Source organism: Mesorhizobium sp. P2_D1 (assembly GCF_056404455.1).
In genome coordinates, this window is sequence record NZ_JBFUDZ010000018.1 from 16,036 (window position 1) to 33,759 (window position 17,724).

Below are 17,724 nucleotides of genomic sequence, written 5' to 3' on the forward strand. Positions count from 1 at the left end.
CCGCCGGGTTTTTTGTTGGCAACGACGCCTCCTCACGGGCTCGGCACTCAGCCGCCATATTGCGCTGACGTCACCTCTTCCAGCCAGTCGGCATGGACACCGTCCAGCGCCTCCTGCATGGCGATATGCGTCATCGCCGATTTCAGCGCCGCACCGTGCCAGTGCTTTTCGCCAGGCGCGAACGAGATGACGTCGCCGGCCCTGATCTCCTGGACCGGTTCGCCCCATGTCTGGGCAAGGCCGGCGCCTGAGGTAACGTAGAGTGTCTGGCCGAGCGGGTGCGTGTGCCAGTGGGTGCGCGCGCCCGGCTCGAAACTGACCAGCGTGGCCCGCAGCCGCGCCGGCGCCTCCTTCTCGATGATCGGCGTCTGCAACACGCGGCCGGTGAAGTACTTCTCCGGCGCTATGATGGTCGGCACGCTGCCGCAAGCAATGATCTTCATCGTGGAAACCCTGGAACTTGGTGAGGTGATGGCGACAAACGCCGCCGGACATTGGCGCAAGATCCATTGTCGGCCGATATCATCCCAGGCGCAACCGGCCGTTTCGCGCACCGCCGCAAGACCGATTTTTTCTCCTTAACCATGAACGCTCCCCGCACCGTGTCGCGGCACCGAAAGATGGCGAATTCAATGTCTTCTTAACAGCTGCTCACTAGCCCTGAGCCCGCATTTCAAGGGGCGATGAGATGAGCATATTGGCGACGATCAAGGATCACAGCGGCCGGATCTACCGCGGCATCCAGTTGCTGCTTCTGATCAGCATCGGCGCCGCGGTGCTTGGCGTGGTCGACCTTTCGCGAGACCAGCCGTCCAGCAACGCCTTCGCTATCTCGATCCTCGCCACCAGCCTGGCCCTGCTGGCCCTGATGTATATGCGCAGCAGCGTCGTCCATCGCTTGCGGTCGGCCGCCGCCGCAGAGGCGGAAAAGCATCATTTCCTGACCAGGGACGCGATGACCGGGGCGATGACCCGCCGCTATTTCCTCGAAGCGCTGCACGACAGTCTCGGCAGCATGCGCGACCGGCGCGATGCGACCTTGCTGTTGATCGACGTCGATCACTTCAAGCAGCTCAACGACACGTTCGGACATCAGTTCGGCGACCTCGCTCTGGCACATCTGGTCAAGACCGCCGAGCGCATCTTTGCCGGAGGCATGGTCGGACGGCTCGGCGGCGACGAATTCGGCGTCATCGTCCCGCACAACGATCTCGCCATCATCAACAAGAAAGTCAGGCGCTTGCTGGATGCCATGCGGGCCGGGAAATCGCATGAGGGCAAGACCATCCCGTTGTCCATTTCCGTCGGCGTGGCGCTGGCGCCGGCACATGCCTCAAACACGACGGAACTGATGCTGGTCGCCGACCTGGCGCTCTATGAAAGCAAGGCGGCGGGTCGTGGCCGCGTCACCGTGTTCGACGAGGAGATGCTGTCCGACAAGCGCTATCGTCGCCTGGTCGAGCGGGAGTTGCGCGCGGCGGTCTATCTCGGCGAACTGGAGCTGCACTACCAGCCGATCGTCAATCCGGACAGTTCCACCTGTGGCTTCGAAGGGCTGATCCGCTGGCGCCACCCGGTTCGTGGTCTGATCTCGCCGGCCGAGTTCATTCCGATCGCCGAACGCTCGACCCTGATCGACATGCTCGGCGAGTGGGTGTTCAAGCGGGCCTGCGCCGATATCAGCCATTTCCCGGGACGCCGCATATCGATCAACGTCTCCGGCGAACAGCTGAAGCGTGACGAGATCGTCACCATGTGCGATCGCGTGCTGAAGGAAACCGGCCGTTGCGCCGCAATTCGTCATCGAGATCACCGAGACGGTGGCGACCGCCGCCACGCCCGAAATCCTGCGACGCCTCGAAGCGTTGCGCGGCCTCGGCTTCCACATCGCGCTCGACGACTTCGGCACCGGCCATTGCGGCTTCAACTATCTGAAGACCTTGCCGATCGACAGCATCAAGATCGACCGCTCCTACATCCGCAGCCTCGCCCATGACCAGGTGGCGCAGATTTTCGTTTCGGCGCTCGCCCAGATCGCACGCATCCAGGACGTCACCATCGTCGCCGAGGGCGTCGAGACGCAAGAGGAATTCGCCTTGGCCAAGGCCGCCGGCTGCAATCGTTTTCAGGGCTATTTCTTCGGCCGGCCGGCGCCGCGCGACAAGCTTGGTCCGTTGCTTGCCGTCCATGCCGAGCCGCTGGCGCTGAGCGCCTGAGGCGACACGGAAGAATTTCTATTTTTCTTGCCCTGCCGGCAAACAAGTGGGACGATGGCTTCGGGCAGGTGGCCAAACCAAAAGAACCCCGCCCGCGACGGTCGAACAGGCCGGCCGCCGCTCAGGACCGATTGACCAAGCCTGAACCATGCATGCCAGTCGGTCCTACGGGAAACGCCTGAGTGGAGGTCAGTCATGGGTACTCGCGCCGGAGGACGACGCACGGGACCGAAATGCATTGCCATAATCGGTCCCTTCGCCAGCGGTAAGACGACACTTCTCGAAGCCATATTGGCCCGCACGGGCTCAATCCCCCGACAAAACCCCGTCTCATCGGGCAACACCGTTTCAGATCATTCGCCAGAGGCGCGGGCCCACGCGATGAGCGTCGAGGCGACCTTCGCCACCACCGAATTCATGGGCGAGCAGCTTACTTTCGTCGATTGTCCCGGCTCCATCGAATTCTCCTTCGAGGCCGAGCCGGTGCTGGCCGCCTGCGACCTCGCTGTGGTCGTTGCCGAGGCCGACGAAAAGAAGATCCCTGCCCTGCAGCTGATCATGCGCAGGCTCGACGATCTCGGCGTGCCGCGCATCCTGTTCCTCAACAAGGTCGACAAGGCAATCGCCGGCGTGCGCGACACGCTGAAGATGCTGCAGCCGGCCAGCGCCGTGCCGCTGCTGCTGCGCCAGATTCCGCTGCGCAAGGATGGCGTCGTCATCGGCTCGATCGATCTGGCGCTGGAGCGCGCTTACATCTATCGCGAATATGCCGAAAGCGAAGTGGCCGAAATACCTGGCGATGACAAGGCGCGCGAACTGGAGGCGCGCTTCTCCATGCTGGAGACGCTGGCCGATCATGACGACCAACTGATGGAACAACTGCTCGAGGAGATCGAGCCGCCCAAGGACGCCATCTTCGACGACCTCGCCGCCGATCTGCGCGATGGCGCGGTGACGCCGGTGCTGATCGGCACAGCCGAGAAAGGCAATGGCGTGCTGCGCCTCTTGAAGGCGATCCGCCACGACGCGCCGGACATCGAGGCGACCCGCAAGCGGCTGGGCGCCCCCGACGGCGCGGCCACAGTGGCTCAGGTGATGAAGACCATCCACACGCCGCATGGCGGCAAGCTGTCGGTGTCGCGCATCCTGTCAGGCCAGGTCGTCGACGGCTCCGAACTCTGGCTGCCCAGCGGCAACACGGCGAAGGTTTCCGGCATCTACCGAATGCTCGGCAAGGATCAGTTCAAGCTCACCATCGCCAAGGCCGGCGACACGGTGGCGCTGGGCAAGCTGGATGAGGTCAAGACCGGCCAGACGCTGAGTTCGGCCAAGGGCGGCATCAAGCCGCTGCTTGAGTTCGAGCCGCCGCAGCCGGTCTTCGCTTTCGCGCTGCGCCCCAAGGAGCGCAAGGACGAAGTGAAGATGTCGGCCGCCATCCAGCGCCTGGCAGAGGAAGACCCCTCGCTCAGCCTGCGCCACAACCAGGACTCGGCCGAGACCGTGCTGTCGGGCCATGGCGAGATGCATCTGCGTGTCGTGCGCGAGCGGCTGGAAGGCAAGAACCAGATCCCGGTCGAAGGTCATGCGCCGGCGGTGCCCTATCGCGAGACGATCCGCAAATCGGCGCAGCAGCGCGGCCGGCACAAGAAACAGTCGGGCGGCCATGGCCAGTTCGGCGACGTGGTGATCGAGATCAAGCCGCTGCCGCGCGGCTCCGGCTTCCAGTTCACCGACACCATCACCGGCGGCGTCGTGCCGAAGACCTATATCCAGTCGGTCGAGACTGGCGTGCGCGACTATCTGAAGTCGGGGCCGCTCGGCTTTCCCGTCGTCGATGTCGCCGTCAACCTCTCGGACGGCTCCTACCACGCGGTTGATTCCTCCGACATGGCCTTCCAGATGGCGGCCAGACTGGCGATGAAGGAAGGCATGGCCGCCTGCTCGCCGGTGCTTCTGGAACCGGTGATGAAGGTCGAGATCGTCACGCCCTCCGACGCGACCTCGAAGATCATCGCGCTCATCCCGCAGCGGCGCGGCCAGATCCTCGGCTATGATGCGCGGCCTGACTGGCCGGGATGGGATGTTGTCGAGGCGACCATGCCGCAGGCCGAGATCGGCGACCTGATCATCGAGTTGCGCTCGGCGACCGCTGGCGTCGCCAGCTACCGCGCCGTCTTCGACCACATGGCCGAACTCACCGGGCGTCTCGCCGACGAAGCGATGAATGCCAACGGCAAGGCTGCCTGATTCGGTCTTCCCCTCGAACCCCGGTTCGAGGGGGGCCAAATGAAAACGACGCCCGGCGGGGACCGGACGTCGTTTTATTCGCGGACCGTTTCCCAGGAGGCAAAACGGAAGGTCCGCCGCATCTGGCGCCGCCGAGCTTCGGCAGCGAAAATGGTTCGGACGCGGTAGCCGCCTGAGCCCGGGCCGTTCGAGTGATGCCCCCATCTCCCGCACGACCACACCGCGTCCTATGGTGTGGATAGCACGTGTCGGGCGTCCATGTCATGTTACCTGAGGTTACATGTCACTGTTACGTGGCAATTCTGATGACTTTTCGAGTTGCTCCGGCAGGGCTCGGGCAACAAAAAAGCCGGATCAACGAAGATCCGGCTGAGTTTGATTGGAAGTGCCTGTTAAGGCTAACCTCCAGAGGGGAACACTCTAGGGCGCTAATGGGAGGAGAACGCGCCCAGGAGATGATCTATATATGTGCTCATCATGCCCAAGAAACAAGCATCTATTTTGCAACACACGCATGCAAAAAGACGCAGGCTGTGGTCTAACCCATATCCGAGACCTATAGGACCAGCAAAATCAGCAAAACGGAGTGTAAGGAGGCGCGATTCTCACTACAGAATCGCCAATCGCGATCGATTTCTGTGCCCAAATGCCAAAACCGCGCAATGATGTGGAAGCAGGCAGCAGCCGTTCATTTATCAGGCAGTCAGGGAGGAAGCACCCAATGCGGACGTTTTCGGCGATCGCCGGCAGCGCGGCATTCTTCATCGCCGCGCCCGGCGTGGTTGCCGGGCTGGTGCCCTGGCTGTTGACCGATCGCTGGGGCTTGCCATGGTCGAGCCTGCCGGGCTTTGTGCCTGTTGGCGGGCTCCTGATCGTCACCGCGATCGCTGCACTGCTGCATGCCTTCGGCCGCTTTGCGCTCGAGGGGCTGGGCACGCCCGCTCCGGTTGCACCGACCGAGAGACTGGTGATCGGCGGCATCTACCGCCATGTCCGCAACCCGATGTATGTCGCGGTGCTGTCGATTATCCTCGGCCAGGCGCTGCTGTTCTCGAGTTTGACGCTTGCCGCCTACGCGACCATCGGCGCGATCGCCATGGTGTCGTTCGTCCGGCTCTACGAGGAGCCGACACTGGCCCGCCGCTACGGCGCGCAATACGAAATCTATCGCCGCGCCGTGCCCGCCTGGCTGCCGCGGCTGACGCCCTGGCGGGGGTGATTCTAGAACTGGATGAAGACCAGAAAGTCGGACGCCAGGGGTGGATCAGAAAGACCAGCTACGCGCCTTGGCGATGATGAAATCGCGAAAGACATGCAGCTTGGCCTGGTTCTTCATCGCGTCCGGATAAGCGAAATAGGTGTCGAATGACGGCACCTCGGTCTCCGGCAGCAATTGCACCAGGTCGGAATCCTTGTTGATCACATAGTCGGGCAGCATGGCGATACCGGCGCCGCCCTGCACCGCGCGCTTGATCGACAATATGTCATTGATCTGCAACGTCGGCACCCTTTGTCCGCCTTCGAAATCGCCAATCGTTTCCAGCCAGTTCAGTTCCGACAGATGCGACGGCACCGGCACGCCGAAGGTGACGATGCGATGGCTCTTCAGCTCGGCCACCGAAGCCGGCTTGCCGTGCTTGGCGACATAGGTGGGCGAGGCATAGAGGTGGAAGTGTACGGTGAACAGGCGGCGCTGGATCAAGTCCGGCTGCTGCGGCTGGCGCAGCCGGATGGCGCAATCGGCCTGGCGCATGGTGAGGTCGAGTTCCTCGTTGGCGAGGATCAGCTGCAGGCTGATTTCGGGATAGAGCTCTATGAACTCCTGCACCCGCTCGGTCAGCCAACCGGCGCCCAGCCCGACGGTGGTCGTCACCCTGAGCACGCCGGAGGGGCGATCCTTGGTCTCGGTCAGCCGCGACTTGATGGTTTCGAGCTTCATCAGCACGTCATGCGCCGTGCGGAACAGCATTTCGCCCTGCTCGGTCAGCACCAGCCCGCGGGCATGGCGGTTGAACAGCGGCACGCCGACATCATGTTCGAGCGCGCTGACCTGCCGCGAGATCGCCGATTGCGACAGATGCAATGTCTCGGCCGCATGGGTAAACGACCCTGCCTCCGCCGCAGCGTGAAACACGCGTAGCTTGTCCCAGTCCAACGCCATGCTACCCCTCGTTCTGTTTTGGCGTCTGAATGAAAAATCAGGCTTTTACACGGCGTTTCTAAGTCGCCTTCTGAACTCTTTATTCCGCCGCTTCACGGTGCACTTCGATGCCGGCCAGATACTTCTCCGCCTCGAGTGCAGCCATGCAGCCGAGCCCCGCTGCGGTCACCGCCTGGCGGTAGATGTCGTCGGTCACGTCACCCGCCGCAAACACGCCGGGAACGTCGGTGCGGGTCGAATCCGGCGCCGTCCACAGATAGCCGTTCGGCTTCTGCTTCAGCTTGCCGGCAAACAATTCGACCGCCGGCGCGTGGCCGATGGCCACGAACACGCCGTCGACCTTGAGATGTGTTTCCTGGCCGGTCACCGCATGCTTGAGCTTCAGCCCTTCGACCGAAGGCGGCAGCGGCGCCTTGCCGGGACGGCCGGTGATCTCGTCGACGATCGTGTCCCAGATGATACGGACATTGTCCTTCTTCAGGAGCCGCTCGCGCAGGATGCGCTCGGCGCGGAAATCGCTGCGCCTATGGATGACCGTCACACTCTTGGCGAGGTTCGACAGGTAGAGTGCCTCTTCCACCGCCGAATTGCCGCCGCCGACAACAGCGACATCCTTGCCGCGGTAGAAGAAGCCGTCGCAGGTGGCGCAGGCCGACACGCCGAAGCCCATGAAGGTTTGTTCGGTCGGAATGCCCAGCCATTTGGCCTGCGCGCCAGTGGCGATGATCAGCGCGTCGGCGGTGTAGGTGGTGCCGGAATCGCCCTTGGCGCGGAACGGCCGCACATTGAGGTCGACCTCGGTGATGATGTCGTTGATGATGTCGGTGCCGACATGTTCGGCCTGCTTCAGCATCTGCTCCATCAGCCACGGACCCTGGATGGGGTCGGCGAAGCCGGGATAGTTCTCGACATCGGTGGTGATCATCAGCTGCCCGCCCTGCTGCAGGCCGGCGACCAGCATCGGCTTCAGCATGGCGCGGGCGGCGTAGACCGCCGCCGTATAGCCGGCGGGGCCGGAACCGATGATGAGAACGGGCGCGTGCTTGGTGGTCATCTGGAAGCCTCTGCGGAGGGCTGCCGACAATTGCGGCATGGAAAACTCGTCGATATCGCGCGTAATGTAAGTGTTGCCCACGGCGCCAGCAAGGCAGGTTGGCATTCGTCCCCGGAAAGCTTTGTCGCACCCCTGTCGCCGCTTTGATCGGCCGAAATATTCCGAGCGAGGGATGGAATGGACAGCGAAGTCGTTTAATTACAAGATCACGCAAGATTCTTGCGTATTGCCCCTGACTTATCGAGAGCCCTCATGCCGCTCAAGGCCGATCTCGACGCCATCGACTGGAAGATCCTGCGCGAGCTTCAGGCCGATGGGCGCATGACCAATGTCGAACTGTCGAACCGCGTTGGCATTTCGGCGCCGCCGTGCCTGCGCCGCGTCAAGCGGCTGGAGGAAGCCGGCATCATCCGCGGCTACCGCGCCTTGCTCAACGCGCCGGCGCTCGGCCTCGATGTCGTTGCCTTCTGCCTGATCGGCCTGCATCACCAGGCCGACGCCGAACTGCGCACCTTTGCAGAGCGCACCCGCGGCTGGCCGATCGTGCGCGACGCCTGGATGGTATCGGGGGAATCCGATTTCCTGCTGCACTGTGTGGCGAGCGACCTGGGGGCCTTCCAGACCTTCGTCATCGAGGAGCTGACTTCGACCCCGAATGTCGACACGGTGCGCACCGCGCTCACCATCCGCCGGGTCAAGGACGAGGGGCTGGTCTCGTTTGCACAGCCTTGAGGCTGGTCGACGGCAGCACCACATCGTCCCCGCTCGATGCGAATTCCCGGCTTCGCCATACCAGGGCCGCTTTCGCATTCGACAGGCTCTGGTGTAGAAAGCCGGAGCGTTCTGACGGACGTGGCTGCTTTGTTGGTTTCCTAATGCAATTTCAGGAAAGTGTGACGGGTTTTTCGACAGGGCTTGCGTAACAACAGATGGCGCAAGCAGCGTAATTTCACAGAACAGTGTGCTGTAGAGTGGGATCATGACTCGATTTTCTAGCCCGGTTTCGGCGCTCATCATCTGCATGAACGAAGCCGACATGATCGGCCCGTGCCTGGAGAGCGTCGACTTCTGCGCCGACATCGTCGTCGTCGATTCAGGTTCGACGGATAACACCGTGGACGTCATTCAGGAGTTCATCGCCAAGGGCTACCCGATAAGGCTGTTTCACAACGATTGGCCGGGTTTCCCACGTCAGCGGCAATTCGCGCTTGATCAAGCCACGCAGCCATGGTGCCTTTCGATTGAAGCCGATGAAGCCGTCGACGCCCTGCTCAGGCGGTYGATCGTGACCGTGACGCAGCCTCACAACGAGGCCATCGACGGATGGTTCGTAAGACGCCGCGACAAGCTGAAAGGCTATGGCTATGCGCACCGCTGGGTGCTGCACAACAGGCTGCTGCGTCTGTTCCGCCGCGACAAGGCCACCATGGACATTGACCTGCGGGTCCATGAATCGTTCGAGGTGCCGGGCGAAACCGGTACGATTGAAAATGGCGTGTTGCTGCATCGCCGCGAAATGACTGTCGTGGAGGATCTGGCAAGGGCCAACACCTACTCCAGCCTCAAGGTTGCCACGCTGGTCGAGAGAGGCAAGAAGCCAGGCTTGATAAGGCTGGTCCTGTCGCCGCTCGGCAACTTCCTGAAGTTCTACCTGGCCAAGCGCTATTTCCTTTGCGGCCGGCATGGCTTCGTCTATTCGATGATGGTGATGGTGTATTCGTTCGCCACCGAGGCCAAGCTTTACGAAGCTTCGCGAGACAACGATCCGACTTGAGGCCGCCACGGATGGTGCTTGAGCATGATCATGATCTTGCCCGAAGCCGGATTCCACTTTTCGAGATCATGACACGGTGCCGAGTGCCGCTATTGCGGCGAGCAGGCCACCCAGATCCTCGTGGTCGCGCCAGGGCTGGACTGTAAAGCCCGATTGAACGGCCGCTTCGCCGTCGACCAGCCAGCCCTGCAAAAGTCCGGCGCGCTGTCCCGCCTCCATGTCCGCCGGCTTGTCGCCGACGATCAGCGATCGCTGCAGATCGAGCCCGAGACATTTGGCCGCCTCCAGCAACATGCCGGGATTGGGCTTGCGCATCGGATGATCGGCGATCGCAAGCGGCCCCTCGCCCGCCTCGTGATAGGCGCAGGCAAGGACCATATCCACGAACGCGTTGTCGGCGCGCAGCAGGTCGAGCACGCGGCCATTGACGGCGGCGAAATCGGTCCAGCCGTAGTAGCCGCGCGAGATGCCCGACTGGTTGGTGACGATGATGACGGGAATGCCGGCCCGATTGGCGGCACCGATCGCAGCGGCGATATCCTCGCGCAGCACCATTTCGGCCGGGTCATCGGGATAGCCCGTGTCGAGATTGATGGTGCCGTCGCGGTCGAGAAACAGCGCAGGCGTACCGGTCGGAAAAATCCTGCTATCGATCCGCTCGACCCACAGTCCGGGCTCCTGGAGCGGATAGGGTTCGGGCATCACGACCACGACCTGTCAGCCATTGCTGAGACGCGCTTCGACCACTTCGCACAGATGATGATAGAGGCACAGATGCCCCTGCTGGATGATCGGGGTCGAGGTCGAGGGCACGTTGAGCAGGATGTCCGACAGCGGCTTGRGCTTGCCGCCGGTGTCGCCGGTCAGGCCGATCACCGTCATGTCCATCATCCGCGCCTGCTCGGCAGCGGCGAGAATGCTCGGCGAATTGCCGCTGGTCGAGATTGCCAGCAGCACGCCGCCCGCCGAGCCATGCGCCTCGACCTGGCGCGAAAACACCGTGTCGAAGCCATAGTCATTGCCCCAGGCGGTCAGCACCGCGGCATTGGCCGGGAGTGCGATGACATTGTAGGCCTTGCGCTCCTTGAGGAAGCGGCCGACCAGTTCGCCGGCGATGTGGATGGCATCGCTGGCCGAGCCGCCATTGCCGCAGATCAGCAAGGCTTTTCCCTGCGAAAGAGCCGTCACGATGGCGCTCACCGCCCGCTCCATCTCGCTCGTCAGGTCGCGCTCGACCATGGCGGAAATCGCGGCCGCCGAGCGGACCAAGTAGTCGTTCAGGTCAGACATGAATTCCTCAGCTTGTGGTGCCGCCGGCGCGCAATTTGCCGATGGTGTTGGTGGTGCTTTTGCCGGCGACGAGATCGATCAGCACGACGCGGCCGCCCGCCTTCTGCACCACGTCGGCACCGACCACGGTGTCGATCGTGTAGTCGGCGCCCTTGACCAGTATATCGGGCAGCAGCACTTCGATCAGCGCCAGGGGCGTGTCCTCCTCGAACACCACAACCGCATCGACCGAGGCAAGGGCGGCGAGCACGCAGGCGCGGTCATGCTGGTCATTGACCGGCCGCCCGGCGCCCTTCAGCCGCCGCACCGAAGCATCGCTGTTGAGGCCAAGCACCAGCCGGTCGCACTGGCTGCGCGCCGCATGCAAGAGACTGACGTGGCCGGCATGCAGGATGTCGAAACAGCCATTGGTGAAGCCGACGCTCAAGCCCTCCTCCTTCCACGCCGCGACCATGCGCGCGGCCGACGTAGCGTCGAGGATGGCATCCTTGTGGGCGGTCGGCCCGTGCGAACGGAACAGCGCACCGGTGAGCTCCTCGACCGTCAGCCGCGCGGTGCCGCGCTTGCCCACCACGACGCCGCCGGCGGCATTGGCGATCGATGCCGCCGCGACAGGGTCGGCACCCGCCGCCAGCGCCAATGCAAAACTCGCGATCACCGTGTCGCCGGCGCCCGAAACGTCGAACACTTCGCGCGCCTGGGTGGCGATATGGCGCGCCTCGGTCGGGTCGACCACGCTCATGCCCTTTTCGCTGCGCGTCGCCACGACGAAATCGAAGCCATGCGCTGAAATCAGCTGGCGTGCCGCCGCCACGATCTCGTCATCGGCGAACACCGCATGGCCGACAGCTTCACCAAGCTCCTTGCGGTTGGGGGTGATGGCGGTCGCTCCGGCATAGCGCGCATAGTCGCGGCCCTTCGGATCGACAAGCACCGGCTTTCCCGCCTCACGGCAGATGGCGATCAAGTCGCCGGCGACGCCGTCGAGCAATATGCCCTTGCCATAGTCGGACAGGACGACGATGTCGGCGCGCGTCAGCGCCGCGCGGAAATGCCGGATCAAACCGTCGCGCTCCGCAACATCGAGCGGCTTGATCTCCTCTTCGTCGAAGCGCAGCACCTGCTGGTTGAGCGCACTAAAGCGGCTCTTCGACGAGGTCATGCGGCCACGCACCTGCGCCAGGCCGGCAGTGTCGGCGCCGAGTTCGCGCAGCATGCGCACGAGATTGTTGCCGGCAGCATCAGTGCCGATCACCGACACGGGAACGGCGGATGCGCCAAGCGAGACGATGTTGGCGACGACATTGCCGGCGCCGCCCATCGTCGAGGTTTCGCCGCGCCGGTGCAGCACCGGGATCGGCGCTTCCGGCGAGATCCGCTCGATGACGCCGTTGACGAACCGGTCGAGGATGAAGTCGCCGACCACCAGCACGGTGGCCTGGCCAAACCGTGCGATGGCGCGGTGCAGGGGTTCGGGAGAAGGCGGATTGTGCTTGATCATGTCACTGGCAACGCGTGGAAATGGCCGATTTCAACCTTGCGGGTAATCATCGATTGAAGGGCCGGTTCGTTCATGGCGAAGCCGATATACCGCAAATCCACGCAGCGCAACGGCTGGCCATGACCACGATGGCCGGGCGGTCAGGTCTTCTGCAGGGCGACATGGACACCCAGCCCGACCAGCACCGCCCCACCGGCCCGCTGCATCAGGCGCTGTGCACGGCTCGAACGCCGCAAGCGGCCGATCACGGCACCGGCCAGGAACACGCAGACGATATCGGCCGAAGAGAACATCAGATTGACGATGGTGCCCAACACGACGAACTGCAGCCAGACCGGTAGCGCCGCCGAGGTGTCGATGAACTGCGGCAGGAAGGCCATGAAGAAGATCGCCGTCTTGGGATTGAGCACCTCGACGGTGATGCTCTCGAAAAAGGCGCGCCGCGCCGATTTCCGCTCGATCGCGGGCAGCGCCATGTCGCCCTCGACGCGCTTGCGGAACAGCGAAACGCCGAGCCAGATCAGGTAGAGCGCGCCGACCAGCTTGACCGCCAGGTAGAGCGGCGGCACGGCGTGAAACAGCACCGACAGGCCTGCGGCAGCGGCAAAGACATGCACATAGCCGCCCAGATGAATGCCAAGTGCTGCCGTCAGGCCGGACCAGCGGCCGCGCGCCATCGTCTGCGCGGCGGCGTAGAGCATGGCCGGGCCGGGAATGTAGGCGAAGATCGCCGTGGTGGCGAAAAACGCGATGAGCAGTTCGGTCGACGGCATTCTTCTGTCCCTCACGATCGTCCCGGGTGGCACAAACAGACTGAAGCGGAAGCTTTGCGGCGCCACTGTGACATCCGCTTCGCACCTGCTTTATCGACAGCCCACCCTGCCTCCCTTATAAGGGCCGGAATCGGCAAGTGAAACGCGTATCAGGGCCAACAACATGATCATCGTCACGGGCGGCGCCGGCATGATCGGCTCCAACATCGTCGCGGCGCTGAATGCCGAAGGCCATGACGACATCCTCGTCGTCGACGACCTCACCGATGGCCACAAGATCGCCAATCTCGCCGATCTGCGCATCGCCGACTATCTCGACAAGGACGATTTCCTGGGCCGTATGGAGGCTGGCTCGTTCGGCCGCATCGAGGCCGTGTTCCACCAGGGCGCCTGCTCGACCACCACCGAATGGAACGGCAAGTTCATGATGGAGGTGAACTACGCCTTCTCGAAACGGTTGCTGCATGCCTGCCAAGCGCTGCGCGTGCCCTTTCTCTACGCCTCTTCGGCTTCCGTCTATGGCGGCGGCGCAGAGTTTCGCGAAGACCCGGCGCTCGAGCGGCCGCTCAACGTGTATGCCTATTCCAAGAAGCTGTTCGACGACTATGTCAGGCGCACCGTCTTCGACACCGATCATGCGCAGGTTGTGGGCTTGCGCTACTTCAACGTCTACGGTCCGCGCGAGGCGCACAAGGGCGCCATGGCCTCGGTCGCCTTCCACCTGTTCAACCAGGTCGAGCGGGGCGAGAACCCGAAACTGTTCGGCGCTTATGATGGCTTCGGACCGGGCGAGCAAAGCCGCGATTTCATCCATGTCGGCGACGTTGCCGACGTCAATCTGTGGCTGTGGAAGCGCGGATCGAGCGGCATTTTCAACTGCGGCACCGGTCGCGCCCAGCCCTTCCGTGCCATTGCCGAAACCGTCATCGACACGCTGGGTAAGGGCGAGATCGAATTCATCGAGTTTCCCGACCATCTCAAGGGCAGCTACCAGAGCTTTACGCAAGCTGATATGTCCCGTTTGCGCGCGGTCGGTTACAATGGCCAATTCCGGACAGTGGAAACCGGTGTCAGAGACTATGTCGAATGGCTGAAAGCCCAACGATCCTCGTGATCGGCCCACGCTGGGTGGGCGACATGGTGATGGCGCAGTGCCTGTTTTCGGCGCTGAAAGAGCTTCATCCCAACGCCGCGATCGATGTGCTGGCGCCGGCCTGGGCCGCGCCGCTGGTCAAGCGCATGCCCGAAATCCGCCAGCAGATCGACTTTCCGCTCAAGCCCGGCGCGCTGGAATTCACCATTCGCCGGCGTTTTGGCCGACTGCTGCGCGGCCGCTACGACATGGCCTATGTCCTGCCGGGCAGCTGGAAATCGGCGCTGATCCCGTTCTTTGCCCGCATTCCGCGCCGTTTCGGCTATTTGCGCGAAATGCGCTACGGCCTGCTGACCGACATCATGCCGCTGCCAGACAGCGTCAAACGACGCACGGCGCAGGCTTATTTCGGCCTCGCCCAGGGCGGCAGTTTCCGGCCGCCACGCCTGACCGTTGACGCGAAGAACCAGGCCGCCCTGCTCGACCGCTTCGGGCTCGCGCCCCAGAAATTCGCAGCGCTGATGCCTGGCGCCGAGTTCGGCCCGGCCAAGCGCTGGCCGAGCGAGAGCTATGCCGGGCTTGCCCGTGATCTTATGGCGAAGGGTTTGAAGGTCGCGCTGTTCGGTTCGAAGAACGACCGCGACGTGGCGGCAGAGATCGCCGCCCTCGCCCCCGGCGTTGTCGACCTCGCCGGGCAGACGCGGCTGGAGGACGCCATCGACCTGATCTCGGCGGCAAGGCTGGCGGTGTCCAACGACAGCGGGCTGATGCATGTCGCGGCTGGAGTCGGCACGCCGATCGTTGCCGTCTACGGCTCGACCTCGCCACAGAATACGCCGCCGCTGGCGGAACGGTGCGAACTGGTCTGGCTCGGCCTGTCCTGTTCGCCTTGCCACCAGAAGGTCTGTCCGCTCGGCCACCTCAACTGCCTGAAGACGCTTGAAGTGGAGCAGGTCGTGGCGGCGGCGAAACGCCTGCTGGAAATCCCGGCAGCCGCATGAAGGTCCTCATCGTCAAGACGTCGTCGATGGGCGACGTCATCCACACCTTTCCAGCCGTCGAGGATGCCCGCCTCGTCAGGCCCGACATAACCTTCGACTGGTGCGTGGAAGAGGCATTCGCCGGCATCGTGGCGCTGCATCCGGCGATCGACAGGATCCACACGGTGGCGATCCGGCGCTGGCGCAAGACATTGCTCGACGGCGGCACATGGCGCGAAGCGGCCGCCTTGCGCCGCACCTTGCGCGATTGCCGCTACGACCTCGTCATCGATGCACAGGGCCTGCTGAAATCAGCACTGGTGGCCAGGCAGGCCGGTGCGCCGATCGCCGGCTTCGACCGGTCGAGCGCGCGCGAACCTTCTGCGACGCTGGTCTACGACGTCACCTACGCCGTGCCACGCGACCTGCACGCCATCGAACGCACGCGGCGGCTGTTCGGGCTGGCGCTCGGCTACAAGCCCGATCTTTCGAGGCTGGACTCCGGCATCGTCCCGCCGCCCGGCAGTCTGGCCGGCATCAGTGGCAGAATCGCATTGCTGCTGCACGGCACCAGCCGCGAAGACAAGAAATGGCCGGTCAAAGACTGGATCGAAACCGCCCGCCTGCTGGTTGAAAGGGAAACGACGCCGGTCACCACATGGTCGAACGAGCGCGAAAAGGCTGTCGCCGAAGCGATCGCCGGGGCTGTTCCGTCAACGGTCGTGGTGCCCAAATCGCCGCTCTCCGACATCGCCGCGATCATCGGCCGCTCGACGCTGGTCATTGGCGCCGACACCGGGCTGACCCATCTCGCCAGCGCCTTCGGCCTGCCGACGGTTGCGGTTTTTCTTGCCACCGAGCCGGGTTTGACCGGGCCGCGCGGGCCATACGCGTCAACGCTTTTGGCCGCACCCGGGGACCATGTAACGCCGGGGCAAGCGGTAGCGGAGGCAGAGAGGCTGCTGGAGCGTAGCCAGGCGGATTGATTTATTCAATCAATTCAATTGGAAAGGTTAGTGCTGCCCTCATCCGCCTGCCGGCACCTTCTCCCCGTATAGTGACGGGGAGAAGGGAGCAGAGCGCAAAGTTGGCGGATGTTTGCAAACGCTGAAAATTAGCGAAATCATCGGTGAAGGCGTCCTTCTCCCCGTCGCTATACGGGGAGAAGTGCCCGGCAGGGCGATGAGGGGCGGCGCCAGCCTTGGCTTGAAAAGCAAGTCGGCGCTTCTCAAATCGCCTAGATAAACTGCACCTGGACGATCTCGTAACCCCTTGCGCCGCCTGGCGCGTTGACCTCGATGGCGTCGCCGACTTCCTTGCCGATGAGCGCGCGCGCGATCGGCGAGGAGATCGAGATGCGGCCGGACTTCACGTCGGCTTCCTGGTCGCCGACGATCCGGTAGGTCTTCTTTTCCTCGGTGTCCTCGTCGACCAGCACCACGGTGGCGCCGAACTTGACCTTGTCGCCGCTGAGCTTGCTGACATCGATCACTTCGGCGCGCGCGATATAATCTTCAAGCTCGTTGACCCGGCCCTCATTGAGGCTCTGCGCCTCTTTTGCGGCATGGTATTCGGCATTTTCGGAAAGGTCGCCATKCGAGCGCGCCTCGGAGATCGCCTCGATGATGCGCGGCCGCTCTTCCTGCTGGCGCCAGCGCAGCTCTTCCTTCAATGACGCGAACCCCTCGCCTGTCATCGGGACCTTGTTCATGATGCCTGACCTTTCCTGCTGCCACCCCCGCGTTTCGGGGAAAGCCTTGTCAATGGGTACAAAAAGAAAACGGTCCGAGAGCCTCGGGCTAACGGAACCGTTTCACCGCAATTTCCCTGAATATAGCAATCTTCGCAGGTTTTTCACGCCCAAAAATCGGTTTTGCGAAAATGTTCTCCGGCTTTCACAAATGCCGGTCGCTGCTTTCGCAAATACTGTCGCGGCCGATGCGAACCGGCGATGGCCGGCAACAAAAAATCCGGCCGCGATCGCTCGCGGCCGGATTGAGAAATATTGGGCGCCGAAATCAGCTCCGCATGAAATGGTCGATCTGCTCCGACAGCATACCGTATTCGCGCGAACCCTTGCCGGTCCGCTTTTCGATTTCCATCAACTGCTGCTGCGCACCGGCCAGATCGCCGATCTGCAGATGCGCTTCGCCGAGATATTCGCGCACCAGCGTGTAGTTGGGGTCGATGCGCAGCGCTTCCTCATAATAGCCGAGGCCGACGGTGACGCGGCCGGAATGGCGGTGCGAATAGCCGAGATAGTTGAGGATGCGCGGATCCTGCTTGTTGGCAGCGAGGCTGAGCACGGCGATCGCCTCGTCATAGCGCCCGGCCAGCGCGAGCGAATGCCCGGCATCATAGATGCTGTCGTCATCCAGCATGCCTTCCTGGGGTGCGACGCACTTTTTCTTCTTCTTGTCCCAGACCTGGCCCTTCTTGCACTGGGTCACGGTCTGGTCGCTGCCGCCGCTACTGCCGGCGGCGTACACCGGAACGGCAAGGAACTGCAGTGCGACAAGGGCAGTCGCCGCCTGGATCAGCATTCTTTTATGCATCGAAGCCTCCTTGAGGGGTGAGAATGCAACACTAACGCCGGACGCCCTCGGTTTCATCCCGGAAAAAAAGCATATCGGAG

Annotated in this window: 17 protein-coding genes and 1 pseudogene; 9 read left to right on the forward strand and 9 right to left on the reverse strand. The window is 63.1% G+C overall.

What is annotated here, in order from left to right; translation table 11 throughout:
* Positions 1 to 47: 47 nt before the first annotated feature.
* Positions 48 to 443 carry a (R)-mandelonitrile lyase gene (locus AC1D0I_RS15245; protein WP_477396080.1) on the reverse strand — a complete coding sequence of 132 codons (396 nt, stop codon included), beginning with the start codon at positions 441 to 443 and terminating at the stop codon, positions 48 to 50.
* 524 nt (positions 444 to 967) lie between these two features.
* Between AC1D0I_RS15245 and AC1D0I_RS15250 the strand changes: the two are divergent.
* The 4 genes and pseudogenes from AC1D0I_RS15250 to AC1D0I_RS15265 form a co-directional block, all read left to right on the forward strand.
* Positions 968 to 1,717, forward strand: a pseudogene (locus tag AC1D0I_RS15250) (diguanylate cyclase); the annotation flags it as partial.
* A gap of 103 nt (positions 1,718 to 1,820) precedes the next feature.
* On the forward strand, positions 1,821 to 2,216 hold the full coding sequence (locus AC1D0I_RS15255) for an EAL domain-containing protein (protein WP_477396082.1): 396 nt from the start codon (positions 1,821 to 1,823) through the stop codon (positions 2,214 to 2,216).
* 195 nt (positions 2,217 to 2,411) lie between these two features.
* Positions 2,412 to 4,463: an elongation factor G gene (locus AC1D0I_RS15260; protein WP_477396084.1), complete on the forward strand. Its 2,052-nt coding sequence runs from the start codon at positions 2,412 to 2,414 to the stop codon at positions 4,461 to 4,463.
* Between the two features lie 721 nt (positions 4,464 to 5,184).
* Positions 5,185 to 5,682, forward strand: a complete 498-nt coding sequence (locus AC1D0I_RS15265; protein ID WP_477228158.1) for a methyltransferase family protein — start codon at positions 5,185 to 5,187, stop codon at positions 5,680 to 5,682.
* A gap of 45 nt (positions 5,683 to 5,727) precedes the next feature.
* Here the strand turns inward: AC1D0I_RS15265 and AC1D0I_RS15270 are convergent, their stop codons facing one another.
* Together AC1D0I_RS15270 and trxB are read right to left on the reverse strand one after the other, a co-directional pair.
* Positions 5,728 to 6,624: a LysR family transcriptional regulator gene (locus AC1D0I_RS15270; protein WP_095090930.1), complete on the reverse strand. Its 897-nt coding sequence runs from the start codon at positions 6,622 to 6,624 to the stop codon at positions 5,728 to 5,730.
* Positions 6,625 to 6,703: 79 nt separating this feature from the next.
* Positions 6,704 to 7,678 carry a thioredoxin-disulfide reductase gene (gene trxB / locus AC1D0I_RS15275; RefSeq protein WP_477396086.1) on the reverse strand — a complete coding sequence of 325 codons (975 nt, stop codon included), beginning with the start codon at positions 7,676 to 7,678 and terminating at the stop codon, positions 6,704 to 6,706.
* Between the two features lie 252 nt (positions 7,679 to 7,930).
* On the opposite strand from trxB, the gene AC1D0I_RS15280 reads away from it, so the two are divergent.
* Both AC1D0I_RS15280 and AC1D0I_RS15285 read left to right on the forward strand, forming a co-directional pair.
* Positions 7,931 to 8,410 (forward strand): Lrp/AsnC family transcriptional regulator, encoded by a 480-nt coding sequence (locus AC1D0I_RS15280; protein ID WP_095090929.1) that lies wholly within the window; start codon positions 7,931 to 7,933, stop codon positions 8,408 to 8,410.
* A gap of 247 nt (positions 8,411 to 8,657) precedes the next feature.
* Entirely contained in the window at positions 8,658 to 9,452 is a 795-nt protein-coding gene (locus tag AC1D0I_RS15285; RefSeq protein WP_477396088.1) for a glycosyltransferase family 2 protein, read from the forward strand.
* A gap of 66 nt (positions 9,453 to 9,518) precedes the next feature.
* Here the strand turns inward: AC1D0I_RS15285 and AC1D0I_RS15290 are convergent, their stop codons facing one another.
* The 4 genes from AC1D0I_RS15290 to AC1D0I_RS15305 all read right to left on the reverse strand — a co-directional run bounded on the left by AC1D0I_RS15290 (position 9,519) and on the right by AC1D0I_RS15305 (position 13,016).
* Positions 9,519 to 10,154: an HAD-IIIA family hydrolase gene (locus tag AC1D0I_RS15290; protein WP_477396090.1), complete on the reverse strand. Its 636-nt coding sequence runs from the start codon at positions 10,152 to 10,154 to the stop codon at positions 9,519 to 9,521.
* 15 nt (positions 10,155 to 10,169) lie between these two features.
* Positions 10,170 to 10,742, reverse strand: a complete 573-nt coding sequence (locus tag AC1D0I_RS15295) for a D-sedoheptulose-7-phosphate isomerase (RefSeq protein ID WP_477396092.1) — start codon at positions 10,740 to 10,742, stop codon at positions 10,170 to 10,172.
* 7 nt (positions 10,743 to 10,749) lie between these two features.
* Positions 10,750 to 12,243: a D-glycero-beta-D-manno-heptose-7-phosphate kinase gene (rfaE1, locus tag AC1D0I_RS15300; RefSeq protein ID WP_477396094.1), complete on the reverse strand. Its 1,494-nt coding sequence runs from the start codon at positions 12,241 to 12,243 to the stop codon at positions 10,750 to 10,752.
* 140 nt (positions 12,244 to 12,383) lie between these two features.
* Positions 12,384 to 13,016: a LysE family translocator gene (locus tag AC1D0I_RS15305; RefSeq protein ID WP_477396096.1), complete on the reverse strand. Its 633-nt coding sequence runs from the start codon at positions 13,014 to 13,016 to the stop codon at positions 12,384 to 12,386.
* A gap of 163 nt (positions 13,017 to 13,179) precedes the next feature.
* Here AC1D0I_RS15305 and rfaD point away from each other — a divergent pair, with 163 nt between their 5' ends.
* From rfaD to waaC, 3 genes are read left to right on the forward strand one after another with little or no spacing between them, the layout of a single operon-like run.
* A complete protein-coding gene (rfaD, locus tag AC1D0I_RS15310; RefSeq protein ID WP_095090923.1) occupies positions 13,180 to 14,130 on the forward strand; it encodes an ADP-glyceromanno-heptose 6-epimerase in 951 nt (316 codons plus the stop codon).
* Complete coding sequence (gene waaF / locus AC1D0I_RS15315; RefSeq protein WP_477396098.1) at positions 14,103 to 15,110, forward strand: lipopolysaccharide heptosyltransferase II; 1,008 nt, start codon at positions 14,103 to 14,105, stop codon at positions 15,108 to 15,110. Before rfaD ends, waaF begins: the two co-directional genes overlap by 28 nt.
* The gene (gene waaC / locus AC1D0I_RS15320) at positions 15,107 to 16,075 is read left to right on the forward strand and encodes a lipopolysaccharide heptosyltransferase I (protein ID WP_477396100.1); all 969 of its coding nucleotides are present in this window, start codon (positions 15,107 to 15,109) and stop codon (positions 16,073 to 16,075) included. The genes waaF and waaC overlap by 4 nt, the downstream gene beginning before the upstream one ends.
* Positions 16,076 to 16,326: 251 nt before the next feature.
* Here waaC and greA read toward each other — a convergent pair whose 3' ends face one another.
* Positions 16,327 to 16,800: a transcription elongation factor GreA gene (gene greA / locus AC1D0I_RS15325; RefSeq protein WP_477396102.1), complete on the reverse strand. Its 474-nt coding sequence runs from the start codon at positions 16,798 to 16,800 to the stop codon at positions 16,327 to 16,329.
* A gap of 307 nt (positions 16,801 to 17,107) precedes the next feature.
* A complete protein-coding gene (locus AC1D0I_RS15330; RefSeq protein ID WP_095090919.1) occupies positions 17,108 to 17,644 on the reverse strand; it encodes a tetratricopeptide repeat protein in 537 nt (178 codons plus the stop codon).
* Positions 17,645 to 17,724 lie beyond the last annotated feature (80 nt).